Origin of the sequence: Streptomyces sp. AJS327 (assembly GCF_013450295.1) — a bacterium.
In the GTDB taxonomy this organism is placed as follows: domain Bacteria; phylum Actinomycetota; class Actinomycetes; order Streptomycetales; family Streptomycetaceae; genus Streptomyces.
In genome coordinates, this window is sequence record NZ_SKBR01000001.1 from 1,785,391 (window position 1) to 1,809,259 (window position 23,869).

General features: G+C 72.4%; 23 protein-coding genes and 1 tRNA gene. 11 read left to right on the forward strand and 13 right to left on the reverse strand.

Going from position 1 to position 23,869, the window contains the following annotated elements; genetic code table 11:
- Positions 1–74: 74 nt before the first annotated feature.
- The 8 genes from E0L36_RS07005 to E0L36_RS07040 all read right to left on the reverse strand — a co-directional run bounded on the left by E0L36_RS07005 (position 75) and on the right by E0L36_RS07040 (position 7,821).
- On the reverse strand, positions 75–476 hold the full coding sequence (locus tag E0L36_RS07005) for a RidA family protein (protein WP_180927934.1): 402 nt from the start codon (positions 474–476) through the stop codon (positions 75–77).
- A 52-nt stretch (positions 477–528) separates the two neighbouring features.
- The gene (locus E0L36_RS07010) at positions 529–2,079 is read right to left on the reverse strand and encodes an aldehyde dehydrogenase family protein (RefSeq protein WP_258015928.1); all 1,551 of its coding nucleotides are present in this window, start codon (positions 2,077–2,079) and stop codon (positions 529–531) included.
- 71 nt (positions 2,080–2,150) lie between these two features.
- On the reverse strand, positions 2,151–2,573 hold the full coding sequence (locus tag E0L36_RS07015; RefSeq protein ID WP_180927936.1) for a cupin domain-containing protein: 423 nt from the start codon (positions 2,571–2,573) through the stop codon (positions 2,151–2,153).
- Positions 2,574–2,576: 3 nt separating this feature from the next.
- Complete coding sequence (locus E0L36_RS07020) at positions 2,577–3,326, reverse strand: dimethylmenaquinone methyltransferase (RefSeq protein ID WP_180927937.1); 750 nt, start codon at positions 3,324–3,326, stop codon at positions 2,577–2,579.
- Positions 3,323–4,258 (reverse strand): VOC family protein, encoded by a 936-nt coding sequence (locus tag E0L36_RS07025; RefSeq protein WP_180927938.1) that lies wholly within the window; start codon positions 4,256–4,258, stop codon positions 3,323–3,325. Before E0L36_RS07025 ends, E0L36_RS07020 begins: the two co-directional genes overlap by 4 nt.
- 51 nt (positions 4,259–4,309) lie before the next feature.
- Positions 4,310–5,875 carry a 4-hydroxyphenylacetate 3-hydroxylase N-terminal domain-containing protein gene (locus E0L36_RS07030; protein WP_180927939.1) on the reverse strand — a complete coding sequence of 522 codons (1,566 nt, stop codon included), beginning with the start codon at positions 5,873–5,875 and terminating at the stop codon, positions 4,310–4,312.
- A 480-nt stretch (positions 5,876–6,355) separates the two neighbouring features.
- The gene (locus E0L36_RS07035) at positions 6,356–7,261 is read right to left on the reverse strand and encodes a LysR family transcriptional regulator (RefSeq protein WP_180927940.1); all 906 of its coding nucleotides are present in this window, start codon (positions 7,259–7,261) and stop codon (positions 6,356–6,358) included.
- Positions 7,262–7,736: 475 nt separating this feature from the next.
- Positions 7,737–7,821 (reverse strand) — tRNA-Leu (locus E0L36_RS07040).
- 131 nt (positions 7,822–7,952) lie between these two features.
- Between E0L36_RS07040 and E0L36_RS07045 the strand changes: the two genes are divergently transcribed.
- The 3 genes from E0L36_RS07045 (at position 7,953) to E0L36_RS07055 (ending at position 10,781) form a co-directional block, all read left to right on the forward strand.
- Positions 7,953–9,296, forward strand: coding sequence for a M20/M25/M40 family metallo-hydrolase (locus tag E0L36_RS07045; RefSeq protein WP_180927941.1), 1,344 nt, complete (start codon positions 7,953–7,955; stop codon positions 9,294–9,296).
- A gap of 222 nt (positions 9,297–9,518) precedes the next feature.
- Entirely contained in the window at positions 9,519–9,755 is a 237-nt protein-coding gene (locus E0L36_RS07050; RefSeq protein WP_180927942.1) for a chaplin, read from the forward strand.
- Positions 9,756–9,920: 165 nt separating this feature from the next.
- The gene (locus E0L36_RS07055) at positions 9,921–10,781 is read left to right on the forward strand and encodes a chaplin (protein ID WP_180927943.1); all 861 of its coding nucleotides are present in this window, start codon (positions 9,921–9,923) and stop codon (positions 10,779–10,781) included.
- Positions 10,782–10,888: 107 nt separating this feature from the next.
- On the opposite strand, the gene E0L36_RS07060 is transcribed toward E0L36_RS07055, so the two are convergent.
- Positions 10,889–11,077 carry a DUF5703 family protein gene (locus E0L36_RS07060; protein WP_180927944.1) on the reverse strand — a complete coding sequence of 63 codons (189 nt, stop codon included), beginning with the start codon at positions 11,075–11,077 and terminating at the stop codon, positions 10,889–10,891.
- Positions 11,078–11,124: 47 nt separating this feature from the next.
- Between E0L36_RS07060 and E0L36_RS07065 the strand changes: the two genes are divergently transcribed.
- A complete protein-coding gene (locus E0L36_RS07065) occupies positions 11,125–11,811 on the forward strand; it encodes a hypothetical protein (protein ID WP_180927945.1) in 687 nt (228 codons plus the stop codon).
- Between the two features lie 189 nt (positions 11,812–12,000).
- Here the strand turns inward: E0L36_RS07065 and E0L36_RS07070 are convergent, their stop codons facing one another.
- Together E0L36_RS07070 and E0L36_RS07075 are read right to left on the reverse strand one after the other, a co-directional pair.
- The gene (locus E0L36_RS07070; protein ID WP_180927946.1) at positions 12,001–14,061 is read right to left on the reverse strand and encodes a helix-hairpin-helix domain-containing protein; all 2,061 of its coding nucleotides are present in this window, start codon (positions 14,059–14,061) and stop codon (positions 12,001–12,003) included.
- Positions 14,058–15,041 (reverse strand): aldo/keto reductase, encoded by a 984-nt coding sequence (locus E0L36_RS07075; protein WP_180927947.1) that lies wholly within the window; start codon positions 15,039–15,041, stop codon positions 14,058–14,060. The genes E0L36_RS07070 and E0L36_RS07075 overlap by 4 nt, the downstream gene beginning before the upstream one ends.
- A 75-nt stretch (positions 15,042–15,116) precedes the next feature.
- Between E0L36_RS07075 and E0L36_RS07080 the strand changes: the two genes are divergently transcribed.
- A complete protein-coding gene (locus E0L36_RS07080) occupies positions 15,117–16,169 on the forward strand; it encodes an LLM class F420-dependent oxidoreductase (protein WP_180927948.1) in 1,053 nt (350 codons plus the stop codon).
- Positions 16,170–16,665: 496 nt separating this feature from the next.
- On the forward strand, positions 16,666–17,454 hold the full coding sequence (locus E0L36_RS07085) for a ferritin-like domain-containing protein (RefSeq protein WP_180928660.1): 789 nt from the start codon (positions 16,666–16,668) through the stop codon (positions 17,452–17,454).
- Positions 17,455–17,520: 66 nt separating this feature from the next.
- Here E0L36_RS07085 and E0L36_RS07090 read toward each other — a convergent pair whose 3' ends face one another.
- Positions 17,521–18,528: a magnesium and cobalt transport protein CorA gene (locus E0L36_RS07090; protein WP_180927949.1), complete on the reverse strand. Its 1,008-nt coding sequence runs from the start codon at positions 18,526–18,528 to the stop codon at positions 17,521–17,523.
- 68 nt (positions 18,529–18,596) lie between these two features.
- On the opposite strand from E0L36_RS07090, the gene E0L36_RS07095 reads away from it, so the two are divergent.
- From E0L36_RS07095 to mshC, 4 genes are all read left to right on the forward strand, one after another.
- Complete coding sequence (locus E0L36_RS07095; RefSeq protein ID WP_180927950.1) at positions 18,597–19,322, forward strand: histidine phosphatase family protein; 726 nt, start codon at positions 18,597–18,599, stop codon at positions 19,320–19,322.
- 202 nt (positions 19,323–19,524) lie between these two features.
- Positions 19,525–20,115 carry a DUF3090 domain-containing protein gene (locus E0L36_RS07100; protein WP_180927951.1) on the forward strand — a complete coding sequence of 197 codons (591 nt, stop codon included), beginning with the start codon at positions 19,525–19,527 and terminating at the stop codon, positions 20,113–20,115.
- Positions 20,079–21,110, forward strand: a complete 1,032-nt coding sequence (locus E0L36_RS07105) for an SCO1664 family protein (RefSeq protein WP_180927952.1) — start codon at positions 20,079–20,081, stop codon at positions 21,108–21,110. The genes E0L36_RS07100 and E0L36_RS07105 overlap by 37 nt, the downstream gene beginning before the upstream one ends.
- A gap of 225 nt (positions 21,111–21,335) precedes the next feature.
- Positions 21,336–22,565, forward strand: a complete 1,230-nt coding sequence (gene mshC, locus E0L36_RS07110) for a cysteine--1-D-myo-inosityl 2-amino-2-deoxy-alpha-D-glucopyranoside ligase (RefSeq protein ID WP_180927953.1) — start codon at positions 21,336–21,338, stop codon at positions 22,563–22,565.
- 180 nt (positions 22,566–22,745) lie between these two features.
- Here the strand turns inward: mshC and E0L36_RS07115 are convergent, their stop codons facing one another.
- Positions 22,746–23,096, reverse strand: a complete 351-nt coding sequence (locus E0L36_RS07115; RefSeq protein ID WP_180927954.1) for an SDR family oxidoreductase — start codon at positions 23,094–23,096, stop codon at positions 22,746–22,748.
- Positions 23,097–23,166: 70 nt separating this feature from the next.
- Between E0L36_RS07115 and E0L36_RS07120 the strand changes: the two genes are divergently transcribed.
- Positions 23,167–23,811, forward strand: a complete 645-nt coding sequence (locus E0L36_RS07120; RefSeq protein ID WP_180927955.1) for a TetR/AcrR family transcriptional regulator — start codon at positions 23,167–23,169, stop codon at positions 23,809–23,811.
- The last annotated feature ends 58 nt before the right edge of the window (positions 23,812–23,869 follow it).

A 23,869-nucleotide genomic window follows, 5' to 3' on the forward strand; every position in this document is an offset into this window, starting at 1 on the left:
GCCCGCGGGTGGGGTGGGTGCCCGCGGTCAAGGTCCGTGGCCGGGCCGGCCGGCCCGCTGCGACTGACCGTTCGTCAGCCGCGGCTACAGCCCGCTACGGCGACGGCCTCGATCTCGACGAGGAGTTCGGGCTTGGCGAGGGCGGCGACCTCGACCAGGGAGCAGGCGGGGAAGTCGCCCGTGAAGAACTCCCGGCGGGCCTTCCAGACCAGGTGGTTGTCGCTCATGTCGGTGACGAAGATCGTCATCTTGACCACGTCGTCCATCGCGGCGTCCGCCGCCTCGACGAGGTCCCTGATCTTCTGGAAGACGGTCCTGGCCTGCTCGTACGCGGTGTCGCCGAGGACGGTCTCACCGTCGTCGCCGCGTGCGGTCATGCCCGAGACGAAGATCTGGCCGTCGACGCGGAGACAGTTGGACCACATCCCGTCGGCCGGTTCGCGGACGGCGGCGGACTGGATTCGCTGCTTCTTCATGGTGCGGTGCTTTCTCGTGGGAGGCGTCGGGGACTTCCGCGGGTGCTCAGCGTCAGAGGCTGATGCGGCTGTCCCAGGCGGAGGTTCCGCCCCAGTTCACGCAGACGCTCTGGCGGCGGGCGAAGCCCTTCCAGGCGTCGGAACCGGCCGTGCGGCCGCCGCCGGTCTCCTTCTCACCGCCGAAGGCGGAGCCGACGTCGGCGCCGGTGGTCCCCATGTTGACGCGGACGATGCCGCAGTCACTGCCGCGGGCCGACAGGAACGTCTCGATGTGGGTGACGTTGGTGCTGTGCATCCCCGACGCCAGCCCCTGGGCTACGTCGTTGTGGATGGCGATGGCCTCGTCGAGGTCCTCGTAGGTCAGGACGGAGACGATCGGGACGAAGGTCTCCTCCTGGGCGATGGCGAAGTGCGGCTGGACGCCGGTGACGATGGTCGGCTCGACGTACAGACCGGGGCGGTCGATGACCCCGCCGCCGTGGACGACGGTGGCACCGTCCTTCTCCGCCTGGGCGAGGACGTTCCGGAAGTCCTCCACGGCCCGCCGGTCGATGAGCGGGCCGACGACGGTGCCCGGGTCACGCGGGTCGCCGACGGCTATCTGGTCGAAGGACCGCTTCATCAGCTCGACCAGCCGGTCGGCGATGCTGTGGTGGGCGATGACGCGGCGGGTACTGGTGCAGCGCTGGCCGGTGGTGCCGACGACGCCGAACGTGAGTGCTTTCGCGGCGAGTTCGAGGTCGGCCGTCTCGTCGACGAGGCAGCCGTTGTTGCCCGAGCACTCCAGCTGGTAACGGCGGCCGAGGGTGGAGCCGACGATCTCGGCGACCTTCCTGCCGACCCGGGTGGAGCCGGTGAAGGAGACCATGTCGACGCGGGCGTCCGCGACCAGCCTCTCCGCGAGGGTGTCGTCGTCGGGGATGAAGAGGGAGAAGACGCCCCGCGAGTCCGTCTCAGCGGCCGCCCGGTTGACGATCTTCTGGATGGCGACGGCGGTCAGGGGGACCTTCGGGCTGGGCTTCCAGATCACCGTGTTGCCGGCGATCGCGGACAGGAACCCGTTCTGCGCCCAGACGGCGGCGGGGAAGTTGTACGCGCTGATCAGGCCGACGACGCCGAGCGGCAGCCACTGGTCGTACATGCGGTGGTCGACCCGCTGGGACTGCTGGGTGAAGCCGTACATCATGCGGGCCTGACCGGCGGCCAGAGTGGACATGTCGACCGCTTCGCGGAGTTCACCCCTGGCCTCCATGATCGACTTGCCGGTGTCCAGGCAGACGATCGCGGCGAGGTCGTCGAGGTTCTCCTCGATGAGCTGGCCGATGCGGCGCACGAACTCGCCGCGCCTCGGCGCGGGCACCGCACGCCAGCTCTTCTGACGCTCCACGGCGGCCGAGACGAGGGCCTCGTAGTCAGCGGCGTCGGAGGCGGAGATCCGGCCGACGATCTCGCCGTCGGCTGGGCACACCGCCTCGATGACCGGTCGGCCCTCGACTGGGCCCCAGCCGAGGGAGTCCGCGTACGTACCGGAGTGCGGGTGGTCGAGGCCGAGGGTGGCCAGGACCGAGGCGGTGTCGAACAGGGGCTTGGTGGCCTCGGACATCATCTCTCCTGGTGTGGTCGGTGGGCGGAGGGTGGGAACGCCCGGGAGGAGCGGGTGGAGGGCGGTGCCCGTCAGTCCTTGGCGAGGAAGTCGCCGATGGTTTCCTCGGTGTGGTACTCGGGCTTCTCGTAGTAGTGCGGACCGTCGTAGATCTCGATGAGGCGGCTGGGCTCGTGGGCCAGGGTGGGGCCGTGGGGGTGGTCCTTGGGGTTCATGTAGAAGGAACCGGGGCGCAGCCGGAGACCGGAGTCGGTGTACTCGTAGTCGCCTTCGAGGCAGTACATGAACTGGTTCGAGGCGTGGGTGTGCCGGGTGGGGATGGTGCCGCCCCTCTCGTACTCGAGGAGGGCGATGCTGGCGCCGGTCTCGGCGTTCTTGTGCAGGAAGTACTGGCGGAAGCCGTAGTCCGGGTAGTCGATCCACCGGTCCTCGTCGAGGTTGTCCGGGTGGATCAGGACTTCGAGGGACGCCAGGGTCTCGGGGTTGATGTCCATCGTTCACTCCAGTCCGGGGCGGCCCGCGGCCACCCACGCGTCGTATTCCTGTCGGCTTTCGGGGGTGGCGGGGAAGAGGCCGAGGATGGGGCGGCCGGCGGCGATGCGCAGCGCGGCGAACTCCTCGAACCGCTCGGTGTCAAGGGCCTCCTGGGCCGCTTCGGCGGCCAGGTGGCGAGGGATGACGACGACGCCGTCGCTGTCGCCGAGGAGGACGTCACCGGGGTAGACGGCGACTCCGCCACAGCCGACGGGTTCGTCGAGGGCGATGGGACACAGGGCGACCGGGGTCGCCCGGGGGGCGTTGTCCCGCTGGTAGCAGGGCAGGCCGGTGGCGCGGATGGCCGCCGAGTCCCGGTACCCGCCGTCGGTGACGGCGCCGGCCACGCCGCGGTGGTGGAGGCGGGCGGCCATCAGGTCGCCCATGGAGGAGGCGGCGGTGGAGCCGAACGCGTCGATCACCAGGACGGCGCCCGGCGGGCACTCCTCGATGGCCCGGCGGTGGAGGTTGTCGTCGCGGCGGTAGGTGGCCATGCTGTCGAGGTCCTCGCGGGCCGGGATGAACCGCAGGGTGTAGGCGGGGCCGACCATGGCCGGCTGCCCCGGGGCCAGCGGCCGGACGCCGGTCATCAGGACGTTGCGCAGGCCGCGCTTGAGCAGGACGTTGGCGACGGTGGCCGAGCCGACGCGCAGCAGGGTGCCGCGTACCGACTCGTCGAGCGGCGCGTCCGACGGCGTGGCGATGCCGGTCATGCGAAGAACTCCAGAGGCGGCCGGCTACCCCACTGGGTGGTCTCGCTGGCGGTGCCGTTGAACCTGCCGGGACGGTGGTTCGCGTCGACTACGTCGCCGTCGGTGTAGTGCTCGATCCGGAAGCCGAAGGGGTCCTTCCAGTAGTCGAAGACCTGGCTGCCGAGGAGGTGACGGCCGACTCCCACGTCCGGGGTGTAGCCCTCCCGCAGGAGGTAGTCGTGGGAGCTCATGACCGCGTCCATGTCGGTGACCTCGAAGGCGCTGTGGTGGACGCCGACCCAGTCGGACTCCAGGACCAGCAGGAAGTGGTGGTCGACGAGCTGTTCGCCGAGGTCGAGGCGGACGAAGGTGCCCACGACGGGGCCGTCCTGGCCCGGAGGCAGGAAGTAGTCCGACGGAAGGAAGTTGAAGCGATCGGTGAGCCAGGCCATCGACTCGTCGTGGTTCCTGACATGCAGGACGAAGTGGCCGAGGCGCGCGATGGTGGCGGGTGCCGTGGCGACGCGGACCGTCGCGTTGACCCGGTTCTTGTCACGGATGTTGTTCGGGACGAAGGGGGCGCGGCCGGTGATCGGCTCGGCCTTCGCCCGGCCGTGGATGGCGCGGATCTCGATGCCGTCGGGCATCGTCATCACGACCTCGTCGCCGCCGCCGGGCTCCGTCGACCTCCGCACCGGCGAGGAGCCGGGCAGCGCGGCGAGTTCGACGAGGTCGTCGTGGGTGGCGACCTCGATGGAGGCGCCGACGAACCGCTGCCTGTCGGCTTTGCGGGTGACGTGGATGTGGTGCTGGGTGCCCGTCCCCCGCATGTACAGGGTGTGGTCGTCGCTGCCCGCGACCCTGGTCATGCCGAAGGCGGTCAGGAACTTCTCCGCGACCTCCAGGTCGGGTGCCTCGTAGGTGACGTGGGCGGCGTCGATGGCGGTGGCCATGGGTCCCTCCGATGGTGTGGGCGGGAATGCCGTGCGGTGGTGAGGGGCGGGTCAGGCCTTGAGGATGCTGACGTCATCGGGACCCACCAGGTCGGGCACGGTCCACCCGTCCAGGTCGTACTCGTCCATCGCGCTCTGGGCGAAGTCACGGCAGCGGTCGAGCAGGCCACTGCCGCGCGCGCCGAAGAGGTTGGTCTGGCGGGTGACGTCGTTGCTGCCGATGTAGTTGATCTCGTACAGCTCGTGGCGGGCGCCGAACTCGGTCCCGATGGCGTCCCAGAGCATCTTCATGACCTTGACGCGCTCCTCGGCTTCGATGCCTCCGGTGCCCCGCAGGTAGGTGTCGAGGTAGCCGCGGATCTCCGGGACCCTGAAGTCGCCGGCGTGCGAGTTGAGGTAGATCAGGCCGCTGGCCACGACCTGCTCGATGATGTTCTTGATCTTCGGCATGGCGAGCTGGTTCATGACCCGGTAGGCGCCAGCGGCCTCGGCGTCGGGCTGGACCATGCCGTTCCGCCACGGCACGGCGCTCTTGGCCATGGCGTCGGACAGCGCCCAGAAGGTGCTGCGCCAGGCGATGACCTCGCCGAGTTGCGACATCACACCGTGGAACTGGCCGGCACCGGTGACGTCGAGTGCCCGGGAGAGCATGCCGACCAGGAAGTCCATCTTGACGGCGAACCGGGTACAGCCGTGCATCGAGGCTCGCGTCAGGTAACCGGACTGGATGTTGTACTTGTTGGCCTGCTCAAGGTCGTTGTAGATGAACGTGTTCTCCCAGGGGACGAACACGTCGTCGAGGACCAGGATCGCGTCGTTCTCGTCGAGACGGCTGGAGAGCGGGTAGTCGAAGGGGCTGCCCAGGGCGGCCGCACGGTACTCGTTCGAGGTGCGGCAGAGGAGTTTGACGCCCGGGGCGTTCGTCGGGGTGATGAACACCGGCGAGTAGGCGGGGTCCTGGATGGCGACCTGGCCGACGTGGCCGACGAAGGTGTGGTGGGTGAGCGCCGAGCCGGTGGCGACCACCTTGGCCCCGCTGACGTAGAAGCCCTCGTCGGTCTCCCTGGTGACGCGGACGAACACGTCCTGACCGGCGTCGGCGCCCTTCCCGCGGTCGACCGGCGGGTTCATGATCGCGTGGTTGATGTAGTACGTCTTCTCCTGCGCCTTGCGGTACCAGGCACGGGCGTTGTCCTCGTAGCCGCGGTAGAACTCCGCGTTGGCGCCGAGGGTTCCCAGGAAGCACCCCTTGTAGTCGGGCGAACGGCCCATCCAGCCCCAGGCGAGCCTCTGCCACTCCGCGATGGCGTCACGCGAGGCCAGCTGCTCCTCGACGGTCCGTGGCGCGCGGTAGAAGCGGTGGGTGAAGCCACCCCATTCGGTGGGGGCGGTGAGGACCTCCCTGCGGGCCGGGTCGTGCAGGGCGTCGTACATGCGGGCGATCATGCGGGCCGAGTTGCGGAAGGCCGGGTGCTCGGTGATCTTCTCCACGCGCTCGCCGTAGATCCACACCTCGCGGCCGTCATCGAGGCTGGCGAGGTACTCATCCCCGGTGAAGGGGATGTGTTCCCGGCCGGTGGGTTCCGGAGCCGACTGATTCGTACGTGTCGCCGTCATGACGGGATCCCCATTTCATCGATGCGGATGGTCCTGTGCGAAGGAGTGAGAGAGAGTTCTGCCGCGTCCAGCCAGAGAGCCGGAACCGTGTGTATCCGAGAGAATGTGAATGCGCTGAGGCGAGGGGTTTCCTCGCCCGCCGGGTGCTCTCGTGGCGTTTACGAAGATGCTCGCGGCGTGCCGAATTGCCCGGAAGACTGACACGGAGAAGGTGGCTCAGGCAATAGATATGGGCTGTTCCCGAGACGGCCCGGGAACAGCCCACACACCATGTCAACCCAGCTGGAGGCGTCCCTCAGAACAGCCCGCCACCTGGGCTTTTGTCGAATCCCCCGACTCTTTCGAAACCCCGTGGTCCACCCTGGTGTGTGATGTGTATCACACGTTGGAGGGCGGGTTTTCCCTATCGCTCACCGAGCTTTCTGGAGCCTTTCCATACACGGATCATTGGGGGGTCCCATAGTTTCTTGTATGGCTACGTCACCTGCTTTTCAGGCGAAGGTGTCGCGCCACCTCCCGGGTGGCCTGAAGCCAGCGCTCCATGAGCGGCGTAATCTCACTGTTCCGTTTCCACAGAAGCGTCGCTTTCATGGGTGCCAGCCATTCCGGAGGGTCGAGGAGGACGATTTCGTCGCGATGCCCGGCAATGCGTTCCGTTACCGGGGTCACGCCAAGACCGGCGGCGACGAACGAAATCGCGGTCTGCGGTGTGGAGACCTCAAGAACCTCGAACGTCTCGTCCTCCGCGAGGGCCTTCTCGACGACGTCCGGCATACCCGTGAATGCCGGGATGCGGCGCGGCAGTACCCAGCGGCCCCACCCGGCGCCGTCTGGATGCCGCTCTCCCGCGCGGTCCCGTGGTACGGCGAGTTTGATGTCGATATGCGCGATCGGATACCACTCGCAGACGTCGGTGACGAAGCTGGCGAACTGCTCCGGGCCGAACGGCACGCAGCCCATGTCCAGTTCGCCGTCGCGCACTCCCTGGACGATGACGTCGGGCGTGACGTCGGTGAGGCTCACCCGCGCGCCCGGCGCCTGCTCCAGGAACTCCGCGAGGACGTCGGCGATCAGCTCGTTGATCACCATCGGCTCGACGCCGAGTTGCAGGTCCCCCACCACGCCCTCGCCCATCAGCCGCAGCGTCTCGACCGCCCGGTCCCGGTCGGCGACCATCCGCTCGCCCCGGGAGAGCAGGTAGAGGCCCGCCCGTGTGGGGTGCACGCCCTTCGCTGTCCGCTCCAGGAGGCGCACCCCCAGCTCCCGTTCGAGCTTGGCGACCGCGTGACTCACGGGCGGCTGCGTCATGTTGAGGTTCTTGGCCGCCTGCGAAACCGAGCCGGCCGCGACGACCGCCCGGAAGTATTCGAGCTGACGAAAGTCCACGTTTCCTGACCGCCTTCCCGACTCCGTGACGAGCCGCTGGTTAACCGTACGAGAGTCACATTGATGGAAAAAGGGACGGCTATCCGTCCCGGACAGCCTCAGTGGAGCGGACAGACGAGACGGGAATTCAGGAACCGGCCGCCAGGGCGCCCGGCCGGGCGGGTACTCGTGGCCATGGCCACGGTGACGGCGGAGTGTGCCGGAGACGGTGTGCGGAGAGATTCTCACGTCGCCGGTTTCACGAGTTTCTCGCGGCACGCGGTGGCGAGGGAGGGGGAGGTGAGCGGGCCTCTTCCGCTCGGCCGGACGTGAGCCTCCGGTGGCCGCACGGCCGGGCGATCACTCCCCGCACCGTCACCACGTCGAACGTCGCCGTCCTCGGCGGGGTCCCGTCTGGTTCCGGGTCCGGAAACGCAGGAAACGCAGAAAACACAGAATCCCCACGTGACTGAGGGTCCCGTGGGGATGTGAGCTGTGTCGGGAGGGGGACTTGAACCCCCACGCCCTGTAAAGGGCACTAGCACCTCAAGCTAGCGCGTCTGCCATTCCGCCACCCCGACAAGGTGATCGCGGGGGTGAACCCCGCGTGACCCCCAAACCTTAGCACTGGTTCGAGGTGGCGATCACCCTGCTCTTGGGGCGCGCAGCGGCGCGCGGGAGGATGGGCGCACCAGCGATATGAGGAGGCAGCGTGAGCCAGACGAGCCCGGCGTCTTCCGGTGGCGGTGCGGGACCGGTGAGTGCGGAGAGTGAGGTCGTCGACCTCTGCCGTGACCTCATCCGGATCGATACGAGTAACTACGGGGGGAACGAGGGGCCGGGTGAGCGGGCGGCGGCGGAGTACGTCGCGGAGAAGCTCGCGGAGGTCGGTCTGGAGCCGCAGGTCATCGAGTCGAGTCCGGGCCGGGCGTCCACCGTGGCGCGGATCGCGGGGGAGGACCCCTCCCGTCCCGCGCTGCTGATCCACGGCCACACCGACGTGGTGCCCGCCAACGCGGACGACTGGACGCACCACCCCTTCTCCGGGGAGATCGCGGACGGCTGCGTCTGGGGGCGGGGCGCGGTCGACATGAAGGACATGGACGCCATGACGCTGGCCGTCGTCCGGGAGCGGCTGCGCGGCGGGCGGCGCCCACCGCGCGACGTGGTGCTGGCCTTCCTCGCCGACGAGGAGGCGGGCGGGGTCTACGGCGCCCGGCACCTGGTGGACCAGCACGCCGACCTGTTCGAGGGCGTGACGGAGGCGATCGGTGAGGTCGGAGGCTTCTCCTTCACCGTCAACGAGAACCTGCGGCTGTATCTGATCGAGACCGCCCAGAAGGGCATGCACTGGATGCGGCTGACCGTGGACGGCACCGCCGGACACGGGTCGATGACCAACAACGACAACGCGATCACCGAACTCTGCGAGGCGGTGGGGCGGCTGGGGCGGCACAAGTTCCCGGTGCGGGTCACCAAGACGGTGCGTTCCTTCCTGGACGAGCTGTCCGACGCGCTCGGCACCGAACTCGACCCGGAGGACATGGAGGAGACGCTCGCGAAGCTCGGCGGGATCGCCAAGCTGATCGGCGCCACGTTGCAGAACACCGCGGCCCCGACCCAGCTGGGGGCGGGCTACAAGGTCAACGTCATTCCCGGGCAGGCCACGGCGCACGTGGATGGGCGTTTCCTGCCGGGCCACGAGGAGGAGTTCCTCGCCGACCTGGACCGGCTGCTGGGCCCGCGGGTGCGGCGGGAGGACGTGCACGCGGACAAGGCGTTGGAGACGACCTTCGACGGTGCGCTGGTGGACGCGATGCAGTCCTCACTGCGGGCGGAGGACCCGGTGGCGCGGGCGGTGCCGTACATGCTCTCCGGCGGCACGGACGCCAAGTCCTTCGACGACCTGGGGATCCGCTGCTTCGGTTTCGCGCCGCTGAAGCTCCCGCCCGAGCTGGACTTCGCGGGGATGTTCCACGGGGTCGACGAGCGGGTGCCGGTGGACGGGCTCGCCTTCGGCACCCGCGTCCTGGACCGCTTCCTGGACCAGTGCTGATCACCCTCCCCGACCAGTGCTGATCGGCAGTCGACCGGTTCCGCTCGGTCCGCGTGGGCGGGACGAGCGGGACCCGGCCGATTCCGGATCGCCGTATTCGACAGCGTGTGCGTGCGGACCTGGAAGGGTGAATGTCCGTCTCCGCTCGTAGCCTGGTTCCTCCTTCTTCGTTACAGGTGGTGCGGCCCGTGGCTGGGACCGCATTGTCAACAAGGAGGAATAATGATCAAGAAGGTCGTCGCTGCCGCGGCTGCCACTGGCGGTCTCGTTCTCGCGGGCGCGGGCATGGCCGTCGCCGACTCCGGTGCCAACGGCGCCTCCGTCGGCTCCCCGGGCGTCGTGTCCGGCAACACCATTCAGGTTCCGGTGCACGTGCCGGTCAACGCCTGTGGCAACACGATCTCCGTCATCGGTGTGCTGAACCCCGCCATCGGTAACAACTGCGCCAACGTCAGCTGACGTTGAGCCTCCTCTGATGAGGACGTAAGCCCGAGCGGCCCCGGAGCGCGTGCCCCGCGCTCCGGGGCCTTCGGCAATGTGGTGGGGGCGTCGGCACAGTCCGCCGCCCCCGTTCATTCGTACGCAGTCCATTCGTACGCAGAGGGCGAGGCAGGGGAACGAACCATGCGACAGGTCACAAGGAAGGGCCTGGTCACCGTGGCCGCCGCGGGTGGCGTACTGGCCATGTCGGCCGGTACGGCGGCCGCGAACTCGGGTGCCCAGGGGGGCGCCGCGAACTCGGCGGGCGTGCTCGCGGGGAACACCTCACAGGTGCCGGTGCACGTGCCGGTGAGTATCTGCGGCAACACCGTCGACGTGGGCGGGCTGCTCAACCCGTCGATCGGCAACAAGTGCGGCAACACGAGCGGCGACTCCACCGGCGAGGGGTCCGAGGCGGAGGCGGACGGCGCGTCCGGTGACTCCCCCGGGGTCCTGGCCGGGAACCACCTGCAAGTTCCGGTGCACGTGCCGGTGAACATCTGCGGCAACAGCGTCAACGTGCCGGGGATCGGTAACGCCACGGTGGGCAACAGCTGCGGCAACGGCTCGGAGGGGGCGGTCGAGCAGCCCCCGCAGGAGGAGCCGGAGCCCGAGCCCGAGCGGCCCGCGGAGCCCGAGCCGGAGCCCGAGCCGGAGCCCGAGCCGGAGGCCGAGGAGCCCGCGCCGGAGCAGGAGGAGCCCGACGCGGAGCGGGGCTCGCCGGAGGAGGCACCGATCCCGGGCGGTTCGGTCCCCGAGAGGGCACAGACGCCGGTCGAGAACCCGGCCGCTCCGGAGCGGCCCGCCGCGGAGCGCCCGCAGGCCCATGAGCCGGCGCTCGCCGAGTCTGGTCAGCCGGAGGAGCGGACAGCGGCATCCGAGGAGCCCGCCGAGGGGCAGCTCGCGCAGACCGGGGCCGGTCCCGGAATGCTGGCACCGTTCAGCGCGGCCCTGCTGACCAGCGGCTTCGTCCTCTACCGGTGGGGGCGTACACGGCGCGGCTGAGGGTGGTGCCGTGCCGGAGCGATGTTCCGTACACGCGGTGCCGGTGTGGCAGGAGTGCGGGGCGGAGCCGAGAGTGGGCTCCGCCCCGTTTCCCTGTCATGCGGGGGTCACCAGGTCGCCTGCATCTGTCGGATGATCCGGCGCCGCAGCCGTACCCTGCGGCTGCCGTCCGGGTACAGCCGCATCCGGGCCAACTCCCAGTGCCCGTACTCGGCGTGGTCGGTCAACAGCTTGGTCGCGGCCTTGCGGGACACGCCGCGAGGGACGTACACATCGCGAAATTCGTATTCCGGCATCTCATCTATTGTGCGGGCAGTGCCCGTCTGCGGATAGCGTCTGCGGTATGTCTGATGCTGCGCAGCCCATCGCTGCCGACGTACGCGCCGCCGCCGAGGCGGTCAAAGCCGCTCTGGACCGGCACCTGGAAGCGGTCGAGCGACGGGCCGAGGGGGCCGCTGACGGCGACGACGCCGTCTATGCCGCGTTCGATGAGCTGGCCGCGGCGGGTGAGACGTATGACGAGCTGCTGTACGAGGTCTATGACGAGGTCACCCCGTTCGAGATCCCCGGCAGCGACTCCATGCCCGCCTACGCGGGTCCCGACGTGCCGAGCGCGCTGACGGTCCTCATCCGGCGGGACTACCAGATCGTCGAACCGCACCGGTTGCTGTCCCAGGCCCGGCGGGTCACCGAGCTGGACCCGGAGTCCGCCGACGAGATCGACGGCTCCACGGCCGGCAGCAGCGTGCATGCCGCGCTGGGCGTGCTCTTCGGGGAGTACGAGGCGGACGAGATCGCCACCCGGCACAGGGAGTTCGGTCTGGAGGAGGGTGACTCCACGCTCTGGGTGGCGGCGGGGGAGGAGCTGAGCGAGCCCGGTGAGTGGCTGGCCGCCCCGTTCGAGCAGGCCGATCCGGAGCAGGTGATCTGCCGGTTCGACGTCAGCTCGGTCTTCGACGAGGACGAACTGGAAGCGGAGCCGGAGGGGAACGAGGGCGGCGCGCCCCCCAACGCGCGCGTGCCCGACTGAGTCCCGCCGCGGTCCCGCCGTGGGACGGACGGCCGGTATCGGGGCGAGGCCCCGGCAGCGTGCCCCCGTGCCGCCCGCACGGGGGCACGGGGCTGTGCGGGGCGCTTGCCCTCGGTGTCGGCGGTGCCCCGCCGCCGGCGTGCGGGCGCCGGTGGTGGCGAGGGGGCGGCCGGTGCCCCGCGGCGGGCGTCAGGACCCGGCGGTGACCGTGGCCCGGGTGGCCTGGGCCAGCAGCGTTCGCAGCCGGGTGGTGCGTTCGGGCGCGGGGCGGGTGGCGACCGCGCGCGGCAGCGCGTCCTCCGCTCCGTGTACCACCGAGAGGTGCCGCTCGCCCCGGCCGAACGCCGTGTACACCCACGCCCGGTGCAGCGCGTCCGTCGCGTCGCCGGGGAGAACCACGACGGCGGCCGGCCAGCGGGCTCCGGCCGCCTGATGGGCGGTGATCGCCCAGCCGTGCCGCAGGACGGCGCCGACGCGCTCCGGTGGCACCTCCACCCGGTGTCCCGCGCAATCCAGCTGGAGGCCGTCGGGCCCGCCGGAGACCACGCTGCCGAGCGTGGTCCGGCCGGGGGCGGGGGAGTGGGCGATCCGGTCGCCCGGGTCGAAGCCGCCGAACGCGCCGGGACCCGGGTTGAGTCGCTCCTTGAGCGCCGCGTTGAGCGCGCGGGTCCCGGCCGGGCCGCCGTGCCGCGGGGTGATCACCTGGGTCTGCTCGGCGGGCACCCCGAGAGCGCGGGGCACCGAGTCGGCAACGAGCTGGACGGTGCGGTGCACCGCCTCCCCGGCGTCCCGCACCGGCACGATCACGACCTCCTTGCCCGGCGCGTCCACCGCGGCGAGTTCGCCCTCGCCGACGCCGGAGACCAGCTCACCGATCGGCCCGGGGTCCGGCGTACGGGAGACGACGTGCGGGCAGGACCGCGCGGCCAGCAGGTCCGCGAACACCCGCCCGGCGCCCGCTGACGGCAGCAGATGGGGATCCCCGCTGAGTACCAGCCGCGCGCCGTCCGGCAGCGACTCGACGAGCGCGGCCGCCGACTCCGCGTCGAGCTGCGGGGCGTCACAGACCACGAGCAGGTCCAGGGCCCAGGAGCCGTCCTCCGTACGGTCTGGGCCCTGGCCGCCGAGCAGCTCCGCGAGGGTGAGCACCGGGGCACCGGCGCCGGACTCGGGGGAGTTGGCGGACTCCGGGGAGCCGACGGGGCCCTCCGGCGGGCCGCCCGGCCCGGCCGGTCCGGGGGCGACAAGGGCGCTGAGGGCGGCGCGGCCGGCCTCGGAGTGCGTGGTGGCGTACGCCCGCAGGCCCAGTCGCCGGGCGGAGGCGACCAGCGCGGCGGGTTCGGCGCGCGCGGCCTCGCCGCCGGTGTGTGCCACCAGCCCGTGCTCGGCGGCCGCGCGGACGAGTTCGGCGGCGGACGGGGAGGGCGCCGCGGCGGCGGCCTCCGCCCACCGCTCGGGCGGCACACCGGCCGCGCCCACGGCGCTGCCGTCGTCCGGCCAGGGTGGGTCCGCCGGGGCACCGGTGGGCGGGCGGGTGCCGAGCAGCCGGGCGAGCCCGTCGGCCAGGCTCTCCTCCGCGAGCGCGAACCGGTCGAGGCCCATCAGCAGCCGCACCGGACGCTCCTCGGCCTCCTCCGCCTCGCCCGGACCGGCGGGCAGATCCCGCGCGGTGGGCCCGGCGTCGAGCGCGTCCTCGAAGACCAGGAGCGTGCCGTCCTCGACCGCCTGACGCACCGCCTCCTCCGGATCCGGCACCGCGTGTTCCGCCAGCCCCTCGGAGAGGGCGGGTGGGGCGAGCGCCGTGTGCCCGGCCAGCGCGGCGCTCTCCAGCAGCCAGCCGACCAGGGCCCGCCCCCGGCGCGGATCGTCCGGTCCGCACTCCGGGCCGAGCAGGGCGCGGGCGAAGGTGTCGGCCTGCTCGGGCCGCACGCCCTCCACACCGAGCAGCAGCCAGGGGTCGGCGCGCAGCGCCTCGGCAGCACCCTCGCCCAGCGCCTCGGCCGCCGGTGCGGCCAGCGCCTCGGGGGCGCCGCCGGCCGTGAGGACGCCGGGCAGCCCGGCGGGGACCGGGGTGTTCCGGGGCGGGGCGCCCGCGCCCGGAACCATCGAGGGCGCGGAGGGAGCCGCGGGGCCAGGCGGGGCCGGGCGCGTGGCGGGTGTGGGGGCGGCGTAGAAGGAGGCGGCGGAGCGTTCGCCGCTCTCCACGGCCTTGACGGCCGCGCGGAGTTCGGCTGCCTTGTCGTGCGTCACAGCTCGCTCCAGTCGTGGTCGGGGTAGCGGTGCACCGGGGCCGAGACATCGTCGAGGGCCCGGCTGATCTCCTGAGGGAGGATAAGTCCGACCACTGACAGCGCCTCGCTGAGCTGCCGCGCGGTGCGTGCCCCGACGATCGGCGCGGCCACCCCGGGCCGGTCGCGGACCCAGGCGAGCGCGACCTGGAGCGGGGGGAGGGCCAGGCCGTCGGCGGCGGTGGTCAGCGCGTCCACGATCCGGTCCGCCGTCTCGTCCAGGTAGGGGGCGACGAAGGGGGCGAGCCGTTCGTCGCCCCCGCGCGAGTCCTCGGGGAGGCCGCCGCGGTACTTCCCGGTGAGCACCCCTCGGCCCAGCGGTGAGGAGGGCAGCAGGCCGACGCCGAGGTCGAGCGCGGCGGGCAGCACCTCGCGTTCGACGCCGCGTTGCAGTAGCGAGTACTCCATCTGCATCCCGGCGAGCGGGGTGCGCGCGCCCGGCGCCGCGAGCTGCCAGGTGGCGGCCTTGGCGAGTTGCCAGCCGGAGTAGTTGGACACCCCGGCGTAGCGGACGCGGCCGGTGCTGATCGCGATGTCGAGCGCCTGGAGCGTCTCCTCCAGGGGGGTGCCGGGGTCGAAGGCGTGCACCTGCCAAAGGTCGACGTAGTCGGTGCCCAACCGCTCAAGTGAGGCGTCGAGCGCGGCCAGCAGGTGCCCGCGGGAGCAGTCGAACCTGCGGTCGGGGTCGGGCACGCTGCCCGCCTTGGTGGCCAGCACCAGGTCGCGGCGCGGCACCAGACCGTCCAGCAGCCGTCCGATGAGGTACTCGGCACCGCCGTCGGCGTAGACGTCGGCGGTGTCCACGAGTGTGCCGCCCGCCTCCCAGAACGTCTTGAGCTGATCGGCCGCGTCGCGTTCCTGGACGTTCCCGCCCCAGCCGAGGGTGCCGAGTCCTATCTCGGATACGCGCAGGCCCGTCCGGCCCAGGTGCCTTGGCTCCATGGCCGTTGAGCGTACTGGTGGCGGGCCGATACAGTCCGAGGGACAAGGACGTTACTGATCAGTAAGGGGAGCGCCATGCGGCTCGGCATCAACCTGGGGTACTGGGGTGCGGGAATGGACGCGGACAACCTGGCCGTCGCCCAGGAGGCGGACCGGCTGGGGTACGCGGTCTGCTGGGCCGCCGAGGCGTACGGCTCGGACGCGCCGACGGTGCTCTCCTGGGTGGCCGCCCAGACCGAGCGGATCGACGTCGGCTCGGCGATCTTCCAGATCCCCGCCCGTACCCCGGCGATGACCGCGATGACCGCCGCCACCCTCGACTCGCTCACCGGCGGCCGCTTCCGGCTCGGGCTCGGCGTCTCCGGACCGCAGGTCTCCGAGGGGTGGTACGGCGTCAGGTTCGACAAGCCGCTCGCCCGCACCCGCGAGTACGTGGAGATCGTCCGCAAGGCCATGGCCCGCGAACGCCTCCGCCACGCGGGCGCGCACTGGACGCTGCCGCTGCCGGACGGCCCGGGCAAGCCGCTCAAGCTGACCGTCCACCCGGTGCGCGAGGAGATCCCGCTGTACGTCGCGGCGATCGGCCCGAAGAACCTCCGCCAGACCGGCGAGATCGCGGACGGCGCGCTGGTGCTCTTCTACTCGCCCGAGCACGCCGAGGAGACCACCCTGCGGCACCTGCGCGCCGGACGCGAGGACGCGGGCAAGCCCTTCGAGGGCTTCGACGTCTGCCCGACCGTGCCCCTCGCCCTCGGCGAGGACATCCCCGCGCTCGCCGACACCTTCCGCCCCTACACCGCGCTGTACGTCGGCGGTATGGGCAGCCGGAAGCAGAACTTCTACAACAGCCTCGCGCGGCGCATGGGGTACGAGAAGGAAGCCGCCGAGATCCAGGACAAGTACCTGGCGGGTGACAAGGACGGCGCCGCCGCCGCGGTTCCCCAGCAGCTCATCGACTCGACCACGCTGCTCGGCCCGGTGGAGCGGATGGCCGACCGCATGCGGGCGTACGCCGACGCCGGGGTCACCACGCTGACCCTGGTGCCCTCCGGCTTCACCCTCGATGAGCGGCTGGCCGGACTGCGCGCCGGGGTGCGGGCGCTGGAGCTGGCCGGGCTGGCCGAGTAGCCCGGGCGGGCCGGGTGGTCCGGGTGGTCCGGGCCGCGGTCCTCCCGGCCGCCGGGCCGCCGCCGTCCCGGGACCGCCGGCCGCCGTGCTCCCGGGGCCGTCGCGAACGCCGTTCCCCGGGCGTCCTCCGCGGTTTCCGTCCCGGGCCCGGACCCGGCCGGGGACGTCGCCGTCCGTCGTCCTCGCGCGGGAGACCGCGGCGGAGTCCGGCGCCCGCCCGTCCTCCGTTCGGCCTAGGGAGGGCGGCGCGGCTCCCGGAGGCCGCCGGACGGCGCCGAAGGCGCGGCCCCACCTCGCGGCGTCCTCCGCGAACCCGCCGGTGCGCAGGGGAGTTCGGCCGCGGCCGGACCCCGGGGCCGGGCCGGGCCGGTGCCCGTCCCGGGCCGGGCGCGGTGCCCCGCGCCGGTCCGTTCGCTGTTGCCGCCAGGCCGGGCCGGTACTTGACTCGGGGTCCGCGGACGTCGGATCCGGACGTCGGGATACGGAGGTGGCAGCGATGCTCTCGGCCAAGAGTCTGTTCCAGCAGATCCTCGACAACGACGAGTCCTTCCGGCTCTTCTGCTCCATCGCCGCCAGCGGGGAGGCGCAGGGCGGCTGGGAGAACGCCCGGATCGCCGCGCTGGTCCCGGAGGGCCACAGCGAACTCGTCCCCAAGGTGGCCCGGCACGGGGCCGACGAGGACAAGCACGGCCGGATCTTCCAGGCCCTGCTGCGCAAGCGGGGGCTGGAGCCGATGGAGGTCCCGGAGGACGTGGACTACACCATGCTGCTGGAGGGGCTCGGCATCGGACTGGCCCACGAGCGGCTGCGCGGCTCCCAGCGGCTGACCGAGGACGACGTCCTGGAGTACCTGGCGCACAGCAGGGTCACCGAGCAGCGGGCCTCGGAGGAGATGGTGATGCTGCGCAAGCTCTTCGGGGACCGGGAGGACGTCGGCCGCGCGGTGAAGATGATCTCCAGCGACGAGGACAGCCATCTCGCCTACTGCAACGAGGAGTTGTTGCGGCTGGCCCGGGCCGGGCACGGCCCGCGGATCCGGGAGCTGCTGCACCGCAGCGCGCTGGCCGAGGTCCGCGTCTACCGGGACGTGAGCCTGGGGGTGATGTCCCGCATGGGGCGGGTGCTGGGCTGGTCGCGGCCGAAGGCGGCGCTGCTGGCACTGGGCATCCACGGCCGGTACGTGTACGAACGCCTCGGTGGCTGGCGCCGGATGGTCCGGCTGCGGATGCCGCGTCACCGCAACGCGCTGGGCGAACCGGCCAGCGCCGCCCCCGAGTTCGCCTGACGCCGCCGCCCGGGCCCCACCGGACCCGCCGGGGAGCGGGCCCGGTGGGGGCGGTGGGGCCGTTCCTCAGAGCCAGCCGCGCTTCTTGAAGATCCGGAACAGCGCCAGGCAGGCGGTCGCTATCACCGCCAGCACCACCGGGTACCCCCAGACCGTGTCGAGTTCGGGCATGTGCCGGAAGTTCATCCCGTACACCCCGGCGATGGCCGTCGGGATCGCGAACATGGCGGCCCAGGCGGAGATCTTCCGCATGTCGTCGTTCTGCCGCACGCCCACCTGCGCGAGGTAGGCGGCGAGGATGTCGGAGAGCAGCCGGTCCACGCTCTCCACCTGGTCGTTGACGCGGGTGAGGTGATCGCCCACGTCGCGGAAGAACGGGCGGGAGTCCGCGTGCACGAACGGCACCCCCGCCCCGGCCAGTCGGGTCATCGGCCCGGTGAGCGGGCTGGTCGCGCGGCGGAACTCCAGCACCTGACGCTTGAACGCGTAGATCCGGCTCGCGGTGGCGCCGCCCGCCGCCGCCCCGGCCGGCGCGAACACCGCCTCCTCCAGACCGTCCAGCGCGTCCTGGAGGTCGGCCACCACCTCCAGGTAGTGGTCGACGACGGCGTCGCTCGCGGCGTGCAGCACCGCGGTCGGCCCCTGCCGCAGGGTCGCGGGATCGGCCTCCAGCCGATCCCGCGCCGGGGTCACCGGGTCCGCGGGCCCGTGCACCACGCTGACCACGAAGGAGTCCCCGGCGAAGAGCATCAGCTCACCCACCGCCGTGGAGGCCCGCTCCGCGTCGTAGACCATCGGCTTCAGGACCAGGAACAGCGAGTCCGGATACACCTCCAGTTTCGGCCGCTGATGGGCGCGGAGCGCGTCCTCCACCGCCAGCGGGTGCAGCCCGAAACCGTCGGTCACCCGCGCGAACTCCGCCTCGGTGGGCGCCCGTACGCCGACCCACACGAAGGCGCCCTCCTCCTCCCGCGCGCGGGCCAGCGCCTCGCGCGCGCCGCCCCCGGCCTCCGGCGGGGCCTCGACGCGGCGCCCGTCCCGGTACAGCGAGATCTCCACGGCCACGCTCAGCATTCTGCCGCGATCCGCTCGTCACACAACCGGGATCCCGGTGACCCGGCCGCTGGCCTAGGCTGGCGGCCATGGCCACGCTCATCCTTCTGCGGCACGGACGGTCCACCGCCAACACCGAGGGGCTCCTCGCGGGCAGGACGCCCGGTGTCGCGCTGGACGAACACGGACGGGAGCAGGCCGGGGCGCTCCCCGGCCGGCTGCGCGAGCTGCCGCTCACCGCCGTGGTGAGCAGCCCGCTCCAGCGCTGCCGGGAGACCGTCGCACCGCTGCTCGCCGCCCGCCCGGAGCTGCGCTCGCACATCGAGGAGCGGATCACCGAGTGCGACTACGGCGACTGGAGCGGACGCAAACTCGCCGAACTGTCCGGGGAGCCCCTGATGGGCACCGTGCAGCAGCACCCCTCCGCCGCCGCCTTCCCCGGCGGGGAGTCGATGCGCGCCATGCAGCACCGCGCCGTCGAGGCGGTGCGCGAGTGGAACGCCCGGCTCGACGCGGAGCACGACGGGGACGCCCACTACCTCATGTGCTCCCACGGCGACATCATCAAGTCGATCGTCGCCGACGCGCTCGGCGCGCACCTCGACCTCTTCCAGCGGATCTCCGTGTCCCCGTGCTCGGTCACCGTCATCCGCTACACCCCGCAGCGCCCCTTCCTGCTCCGCCTCGGCGACACCGGGGAACTCGCCTCGCTCGCGCCCGCCGCCCCCGTCGAGGAGGACGGCGAGCCCGGGCCGGGCGTTCCCGGGCCGACCACGGACGAGGACGGGCAGGCCACCGTCGGCGGCGGAGCCTAGCCCTCCGCCCGGGCTCGGCGTCTCGCCGGGACCGGGTGCGCGGGCCGCCGCCCGCCGCCTCCGGAGCGCGGGCCCGCGCCGCCCGTCTCCGGCAAGATCCACAGAGCGCACCCTGAGCGCGATGATCGGCAAGGGCAGTAGGGTTCCTTTGGCAGAGCGGTCGCCACGGGGGCCGCAGATACCGACTTCAACGGAGCAGGACGTGTCCCGTCAGGTGTTCCTCTACGACCCACCGGAGCGGTTCGTCGCCGGGACGGTGGGGCTGCCTGGCCGCCGCACCTTCTTCCTCCAGGCCACGGCGGGTAACCGCACCACCAGCGTGGCGCTGGAAAAGGCACAGGTCGAGGCGCTGGCCGAGCGGATCGACGAACTGCTCGACGAGGTCGTGCGGCGGTCCGGCGGCAACGCCCCCGTACCCGCCGTGGCGCCCAGCGAGGTGGACGACACCGGTCCGCTCAGCTCGCCGGTCGAGGAGGAGTTCCGCGTCGGCACCATGGCGCTCGCCTGGGACGGCGACGGCGACCGCATGGTCGTGGAGGCACAGGCCCTGGTCGAGCTGGAGGCCGACTCGGACGAGGACCTCGCCGACGCGGAGGAGCGGCTCCTCCAGGACGACGAACACGGCCCGCCGATGCTGCGCGTGCGGATCAGCGGCACCATGGCCCGGGCGTTCGCGAAGCGCGCGCTCGCCATCGTGCACGCGGGTCGCCCGCCGTGCCCGCTCTGTAGCCTGCCGCTCGACCCGGAGGGACACGTATGCCCGCGTCAGAACGGATACCGTCGCGGCGAATGACGGGTCCCCAAGGACCGGAGGCCGCGCGGCGGTTGTCGGGCGAGGCGGTGCGCGCCGTCCTGCGGAGTGGGACGCTCACCGTCCGGGGCCAGCTGCGCGGCGCCTCGAACGCGGTGCTGTACGGCGAGGTCACCCACGAGGGCCGGACACTGCCCTGCGTCTACAAACCGGTCGCCGGGGAGCGCCCCCTCTGGGACTTCCCGGACGGCACGCTGGCCCAGCGCGAGGTCGCCGCCTACGAGGTGTCGCGTGTGACCGGCTGGGACCTGATCCCCGCCACCGTGCTGCGCGACGGCCCGTACGGCGAGGGCATGTGCCAGGCGTGGGTCGGGCCCCCGCCGGACGGCGGGCCGGAGGACTCCGGAACCGCCACCCCGCCGGCCGCTCCCGAGCGGGCCGCGGCTGAGCCGTCCGGACCGGAAGCGGCGCACACCCCGGACGACGGAGCCGGGCGCGGGGCCGTCCAGAACACCGGAGAAACCGGGGACGCCGGGAGCGAGGACGATCCGCTCGGGCAGCTCCTCGCCCTGGTTGAGGGCGACGAGCCGGGCGAGGGCTGGAAGGCGGTCGGCCACGCCGAGGTCGGCGGCGGCCGGACCGCGCTGCTGGTACACGCGGACGACCCCCGGCTGCGGCGGCTGGCCGTACTCGACGCCGTCATCAACAACGCGGACCGCAAGGGTGGCCATCTGCTGCGCGCCCCCGGAGGGTGGCTCTACGCCATCGACCACGGCGTCACCTTCAGCGCCGACGACAAACTCCGCACCCTGCTCTGGGGCTGGGCGGGGGAGGAGCTGACGGCGGAGGCCACCGAGACGCTGCGGGGACTGGCCGCCGAGCTGGCCGAGGGCGCCCCCCTGGCGCTGCGGCTGGCCGCCCTGCTGACCCCGGTGGAGGTCGAGGCGGTCCGCAAGCGGGTGGCCACCCTGCTCGGCACCCTCCGGCACCCGCTGCCCAGCGGCGACTGGCCCGCCATCCCCTGGCCCCCGGTCTGACGGCCGACCGGCCGGCCCGCCCCCGTCCCTGACCAGCGGGTCCGGCCGCCGACCCGCCGGGCGGACCGGGCGGTGGCGGCGGTCTCGGGACAGCGGCGGACCCCGGGGGCCGGACACCGGCGACCCGGGGCCGGACACCGGCGCGATCCGGCCGTTCTCGTGGGTGCCTCAGATACCAGCAGTCCCGTTCGTATGCGGAACAGCTATCCGGGTTAGGCTCACAGCATGCATGCCTGGCCCGCTTCCGAGGTCCCCGCTCTGCCTGGTCAGGGCCGCGACCTGGAGCTCCACGACACCGCGACCGGCGGACGGGTCACCCTCGCCCCCGGCCAGGTCGCCCGTATCTACGTCTGTGGCATCACCCCGTACGACGCGACACATCTCGGACACGCGGCGACGTACAACGCGTTCGACCTCGTGCAGCGCGTATGGCTCGACACCAAGCGGCAGGTCCTCTACATACAGAACGTCACCGACATCGACGACCCGCTGCTGGAGCGGGCCGCGGCCACCGGCGTCGACTGGGCGGAGCTGGCCGAACGCGAGACCGCCCTCTTCCGGGAGGACATGACGGCCCTGCGGATGCTCCCGCCGGAGCACTTCGTGGGCGCCGTCGAGGCCATCCCCTGGATCGTCCCGATGGTCGAGCGCCTCCGGGACGCCGGAGCCGCGTACGAACTCGACGGCGACACCTACTTCTCCGTCGAGTCCGACCCGCACTTCGGGGAGGTCTCCGGGCTCGACGCCGCGGCCATGCGGCTGCTCTCCGCCGAGCGGGGCGGCGACCCGGAACGCCCCGGCAAGAAGAACCCCCTCGACCCGATGCTCTGGACGGCGGCCCGCCCGGGCGAACCCCGGTGGGACGGCGCCTCGTTGGGGCCCGGCCGCCCCGGCTGGCACATCGAGTGCGTCGCGATCGCCCTGCGCCACCTGGGCATGGGCTTCGACGTGCAGGGCGGCGGATCCGACCTGGTCTTCCCGCACCACGAGATGGGTGCCTCCCACGCCCAGGCGCTCACCGGCGAGTTCCCCTACGCCAGGACCTACGCGCACGCCGGGATGGTCGGCCTGGACGGCGCCAAGATGTCCAAGTCCAAGGGCAACCTGGTCTTCGTCTCCCAGCTGCGGAAGGACGGCGTGGACCCGGCCGCCATCCGGCTGGCGCTGCTCGCCCACCACTACCGTGCCGACTGGGAGTACAGCGCGGCGGTGCTGGACGAGGCGCGGGAGCGGCTCGCCCGCTGGCGCGCCGCGGTCTCCCGGCCGGACGGACCGCCGGCGGAGGACCTGCTGGCAGAGATCCGGGCGGCCCTCGCCGACGACCTGGACTCCCCGGCGGCGCTGGCCGCCGTCGACCGCTGGGCCGCCACCCAGGCGGAGCGCGGCGGGGACGACCCGGGGGCGCCCGGACTGGTCTCCCGCGCCGTCGACGCGCTGCTGGGGGTCGCCCTCTAACCGGCGCCGGGCCGCCGGGAGTTGACCCGGCGGCCCACCCGGTGACCGCGCGCCCCGGCCCAGTTCCCGCCGCCCGGTCCAGCCGCCGGTCCCTGGCCGCTCAGTCGGTGCGGGAGTGTGCGGCGAGGAAGTCGTCGAAGGTGCGCGGAGCGTGCCCGGTCAGCTCGCGCACCGCCGTGGTCACCTCGGAGGGCGCTCCGGCGGCCAGATCGGCGTAGAGCCAGAGCAGGCCGATATCCTCACCACGCGGGAGACCCCCGCCGTCCGGGCCGCCTCGATGGCGGCGCGCCACTGGCGCACCGTGGGCCGCTCGCCCTCGACGGGCACCGCGCCCCCGCTGTTGAGCAGCGACTGGTCGGCGCCGCGCAGCGCCGCCGCGAGGGAGGCGGGGTCGTCGAGATCGCCGCGACCACCTCGCGGCCGCGGCCCCCGCCGGGTCCCGGACAAGGGCCTGAAAGGGCGGCCGAGCCGGGTGAGTTGCTCCACCAGGTGACGGCCGATGGTGCCGGTGGCACCCGTGACGAGAACCATCTGTCCTCCGTCTAGCCTGAGCGTGACCTCTGCACGAGTTCCGGATAGTCAGTCGAGGAGCCCTCACCACATGGTCGAGTCCGCACCACCCGCACCACCTTCACCACCCCCACCTCCCGCGCCACGCGCCCGGCGGCGACGCGCGGACGCCCAGCGCAACCGCGAACGCCTGCTGACGGAGGCCGACGCCGTCTTCCAGGAGCAGGGAACCCAGGCGTCCCTGGAGCGGATCGCCCGCCGGGCGGGCGTCGCCATCGGCACGCTCTACGCCCACTTCCCCAGCCGGCGGGCGCTGCTGGGGGAACTGCTGGCCGAACGCCAGCAGCGCGTCTTCGACGCCGCCGACGAACTGCTCGGCCAGGAGCCGCCCGCCTCCCCGCGGGACGCGCTCGTCAGCTGGATGCACGTCGTCGCCGAGTACTCGGCCGTCTACAGCGGACTGGCGGAACAGCTGCTCGGCAGCCTGGACGACGAGGACTCCGCCCTGCACACCGCCTGCCGCAGGGTGGCGGAGGCGGGGGAGCGGCTGGTCGAGCGGGCCCACGCCGCGGGGGAGATCAGGGCCGACGTCACGGCCGAGGACGTCTTCGCGCTCATCAACGCCGCCGCCTGGCTCCGGGGCAGGCTCCGCGACCCGGCCGCGGCGGAGCGGGTGACCTCCGTTATCTGCGGCGGACTGTCCGCCCCGGCGGCCCAGGCTCCGGCCACGGACTGAGCGGCCGGCGCCCGCCGCCCGCGCCGGCACGGCGAGGCGCGGCCCGGGACACCGACCA

Excerpts from the sequence above, each read along its gene's own strand:
- E0L36_RS07005 (WP_180927934.1), bottom strand. The coding sequence starts at position 476 with ATGAAGAAGCAGCGAATCCAGTCCGCCGCCGTCCGCGAACCGGCCGAC.
- E0L36_RS07010 (WP_258015928.1), bottom strand. The coding sequence starts at position 2,079 with ATGTCCGAGGCCACCAAGCCCCTGTTCGACACCGCCTCGGTCCTGGCC.
- E0L36_RS07015 (WP_180927936.1), bottom strand. The coding sequence starts at position 2,573 with ATGGACATCAACCCCGAGACCCTGGCGTCCCTCGAAGTCCTGATCCAC.
- E0L36_RS07020 (WP_180927937.1), bottom strand. The coding sequence starts at position 3,326 with ATGACCGGCATCGCCACGCCGTCGGACGCGCCGCTCGACGAGTCGGTA.
- E0L36_RS07025 (WP_180927938.1), bottom strand. The coding sequence starts at position 4,258 with ATGGCCACCGCCATCGACGCCGCCCACGTCACCTACGAGGCACCCGAC.
- E0L36_RS07030 (WP_180927939.1), bottom strand. The coding sequence starts at position 5,875 with ATGACGGCGACACGTACGAATCAGTCGGCTCCGGAACCCACCGGCCGG.
- E0L36_RS07050 (WP_180927942.1), top strand. The coding sequence starts at position 9,519 with ATGATCAAGAAGGTCGTCGCTGCCGCGGCTGCCACTGGCGGTCTCGTT.
- E0L36_RS07055 (WP_180927943.1), top strand. The coding sequence starts at position 9,921 with ATGCGACAGGTCACAAGGAAGGGCCTGGTCACCGTGGCCGCCGCGGGT.
- E0L36_RS07060 (WP_180927944.1), bottom strand. The coding sequence starts at position 11,077 with ATGCCGGAATACGAATTTCGCGATGTGTACGTCCCTCGCGGCGTGTCC.
- E0L36_RS07065 (WP_180927945.1), top strand. The coding sequence starts at position 11,125 with ATGTCTGATGCTGCGCAGCCCATCGCTGCCGACGTACGCGCCGCCGCC.
- E0L36_RS07075 (WP_180927947.1), bottom strand. The coding sequence starts at position 15,041 with ATGGAGCCAAGGCACCTGGGCCGGACGGGCCTGCGCGTATCCGAGATA.
- E0L36_RS07080 (WP_180927948.1), top strand. The coding sequence starts at position 15,117 with ATGCGGCTCGGCATCAACCTGGGGTACTGGGGTGCGGGAATGGACGCG.
- E0L36_RS07085 (WP_180928660.1), top strand. The coding sequence starts at position 16,666 with ATGCTCTCGGCCAAGAGTCTGTTCCAGCAGATCCTCGACAACGACGAG.
- E0L36_RS07090 (WP_180927949.1), bottom strand. The coding sequence starts at position 18,528 with ATGCTGAGCGTGGCCGTGGAGATCTCGCTGTACCGGGACGGGCGCCGC.
- E0L36_RS07095 (WP_180927950.1), top strand. The coding sequence starts at position 18,597 with ATGGCCACGCTCATCCTTCTGCGGCACGGACGGTCCACCGCCAACACC.
- E0L36_RS07105 (WP_180927952.1), top strand. The coding sequence starts at position 20,079 with ATGCCCGCGTCAGAACGGATACCGTCGCGGCGAATGACGGGTCCCCAA.
- mshC (WP_180927953.1), top strand. The coding sequence starts at position 21,336 with ATGCATGCCTGGCCCGCTTCCGAGGTCCCCGCTCTGCCTGGTCAGGGC.
- E0L36_RS07115 (WP_180927954.1), bottom strand. The coding sequence starts at position 23,096 with ATGGTTCTCGTCACGGGTGCCACCGGCACCATCGGCCGTCACCTGGTG.
- E0L36_RS07120 (WP_180927955.1), top strand. The coding sequence starts at position 23,167 with ATGGTCGAGTCCGCACCACCCGCACCACCTTCACCACCCCCACCTCCC.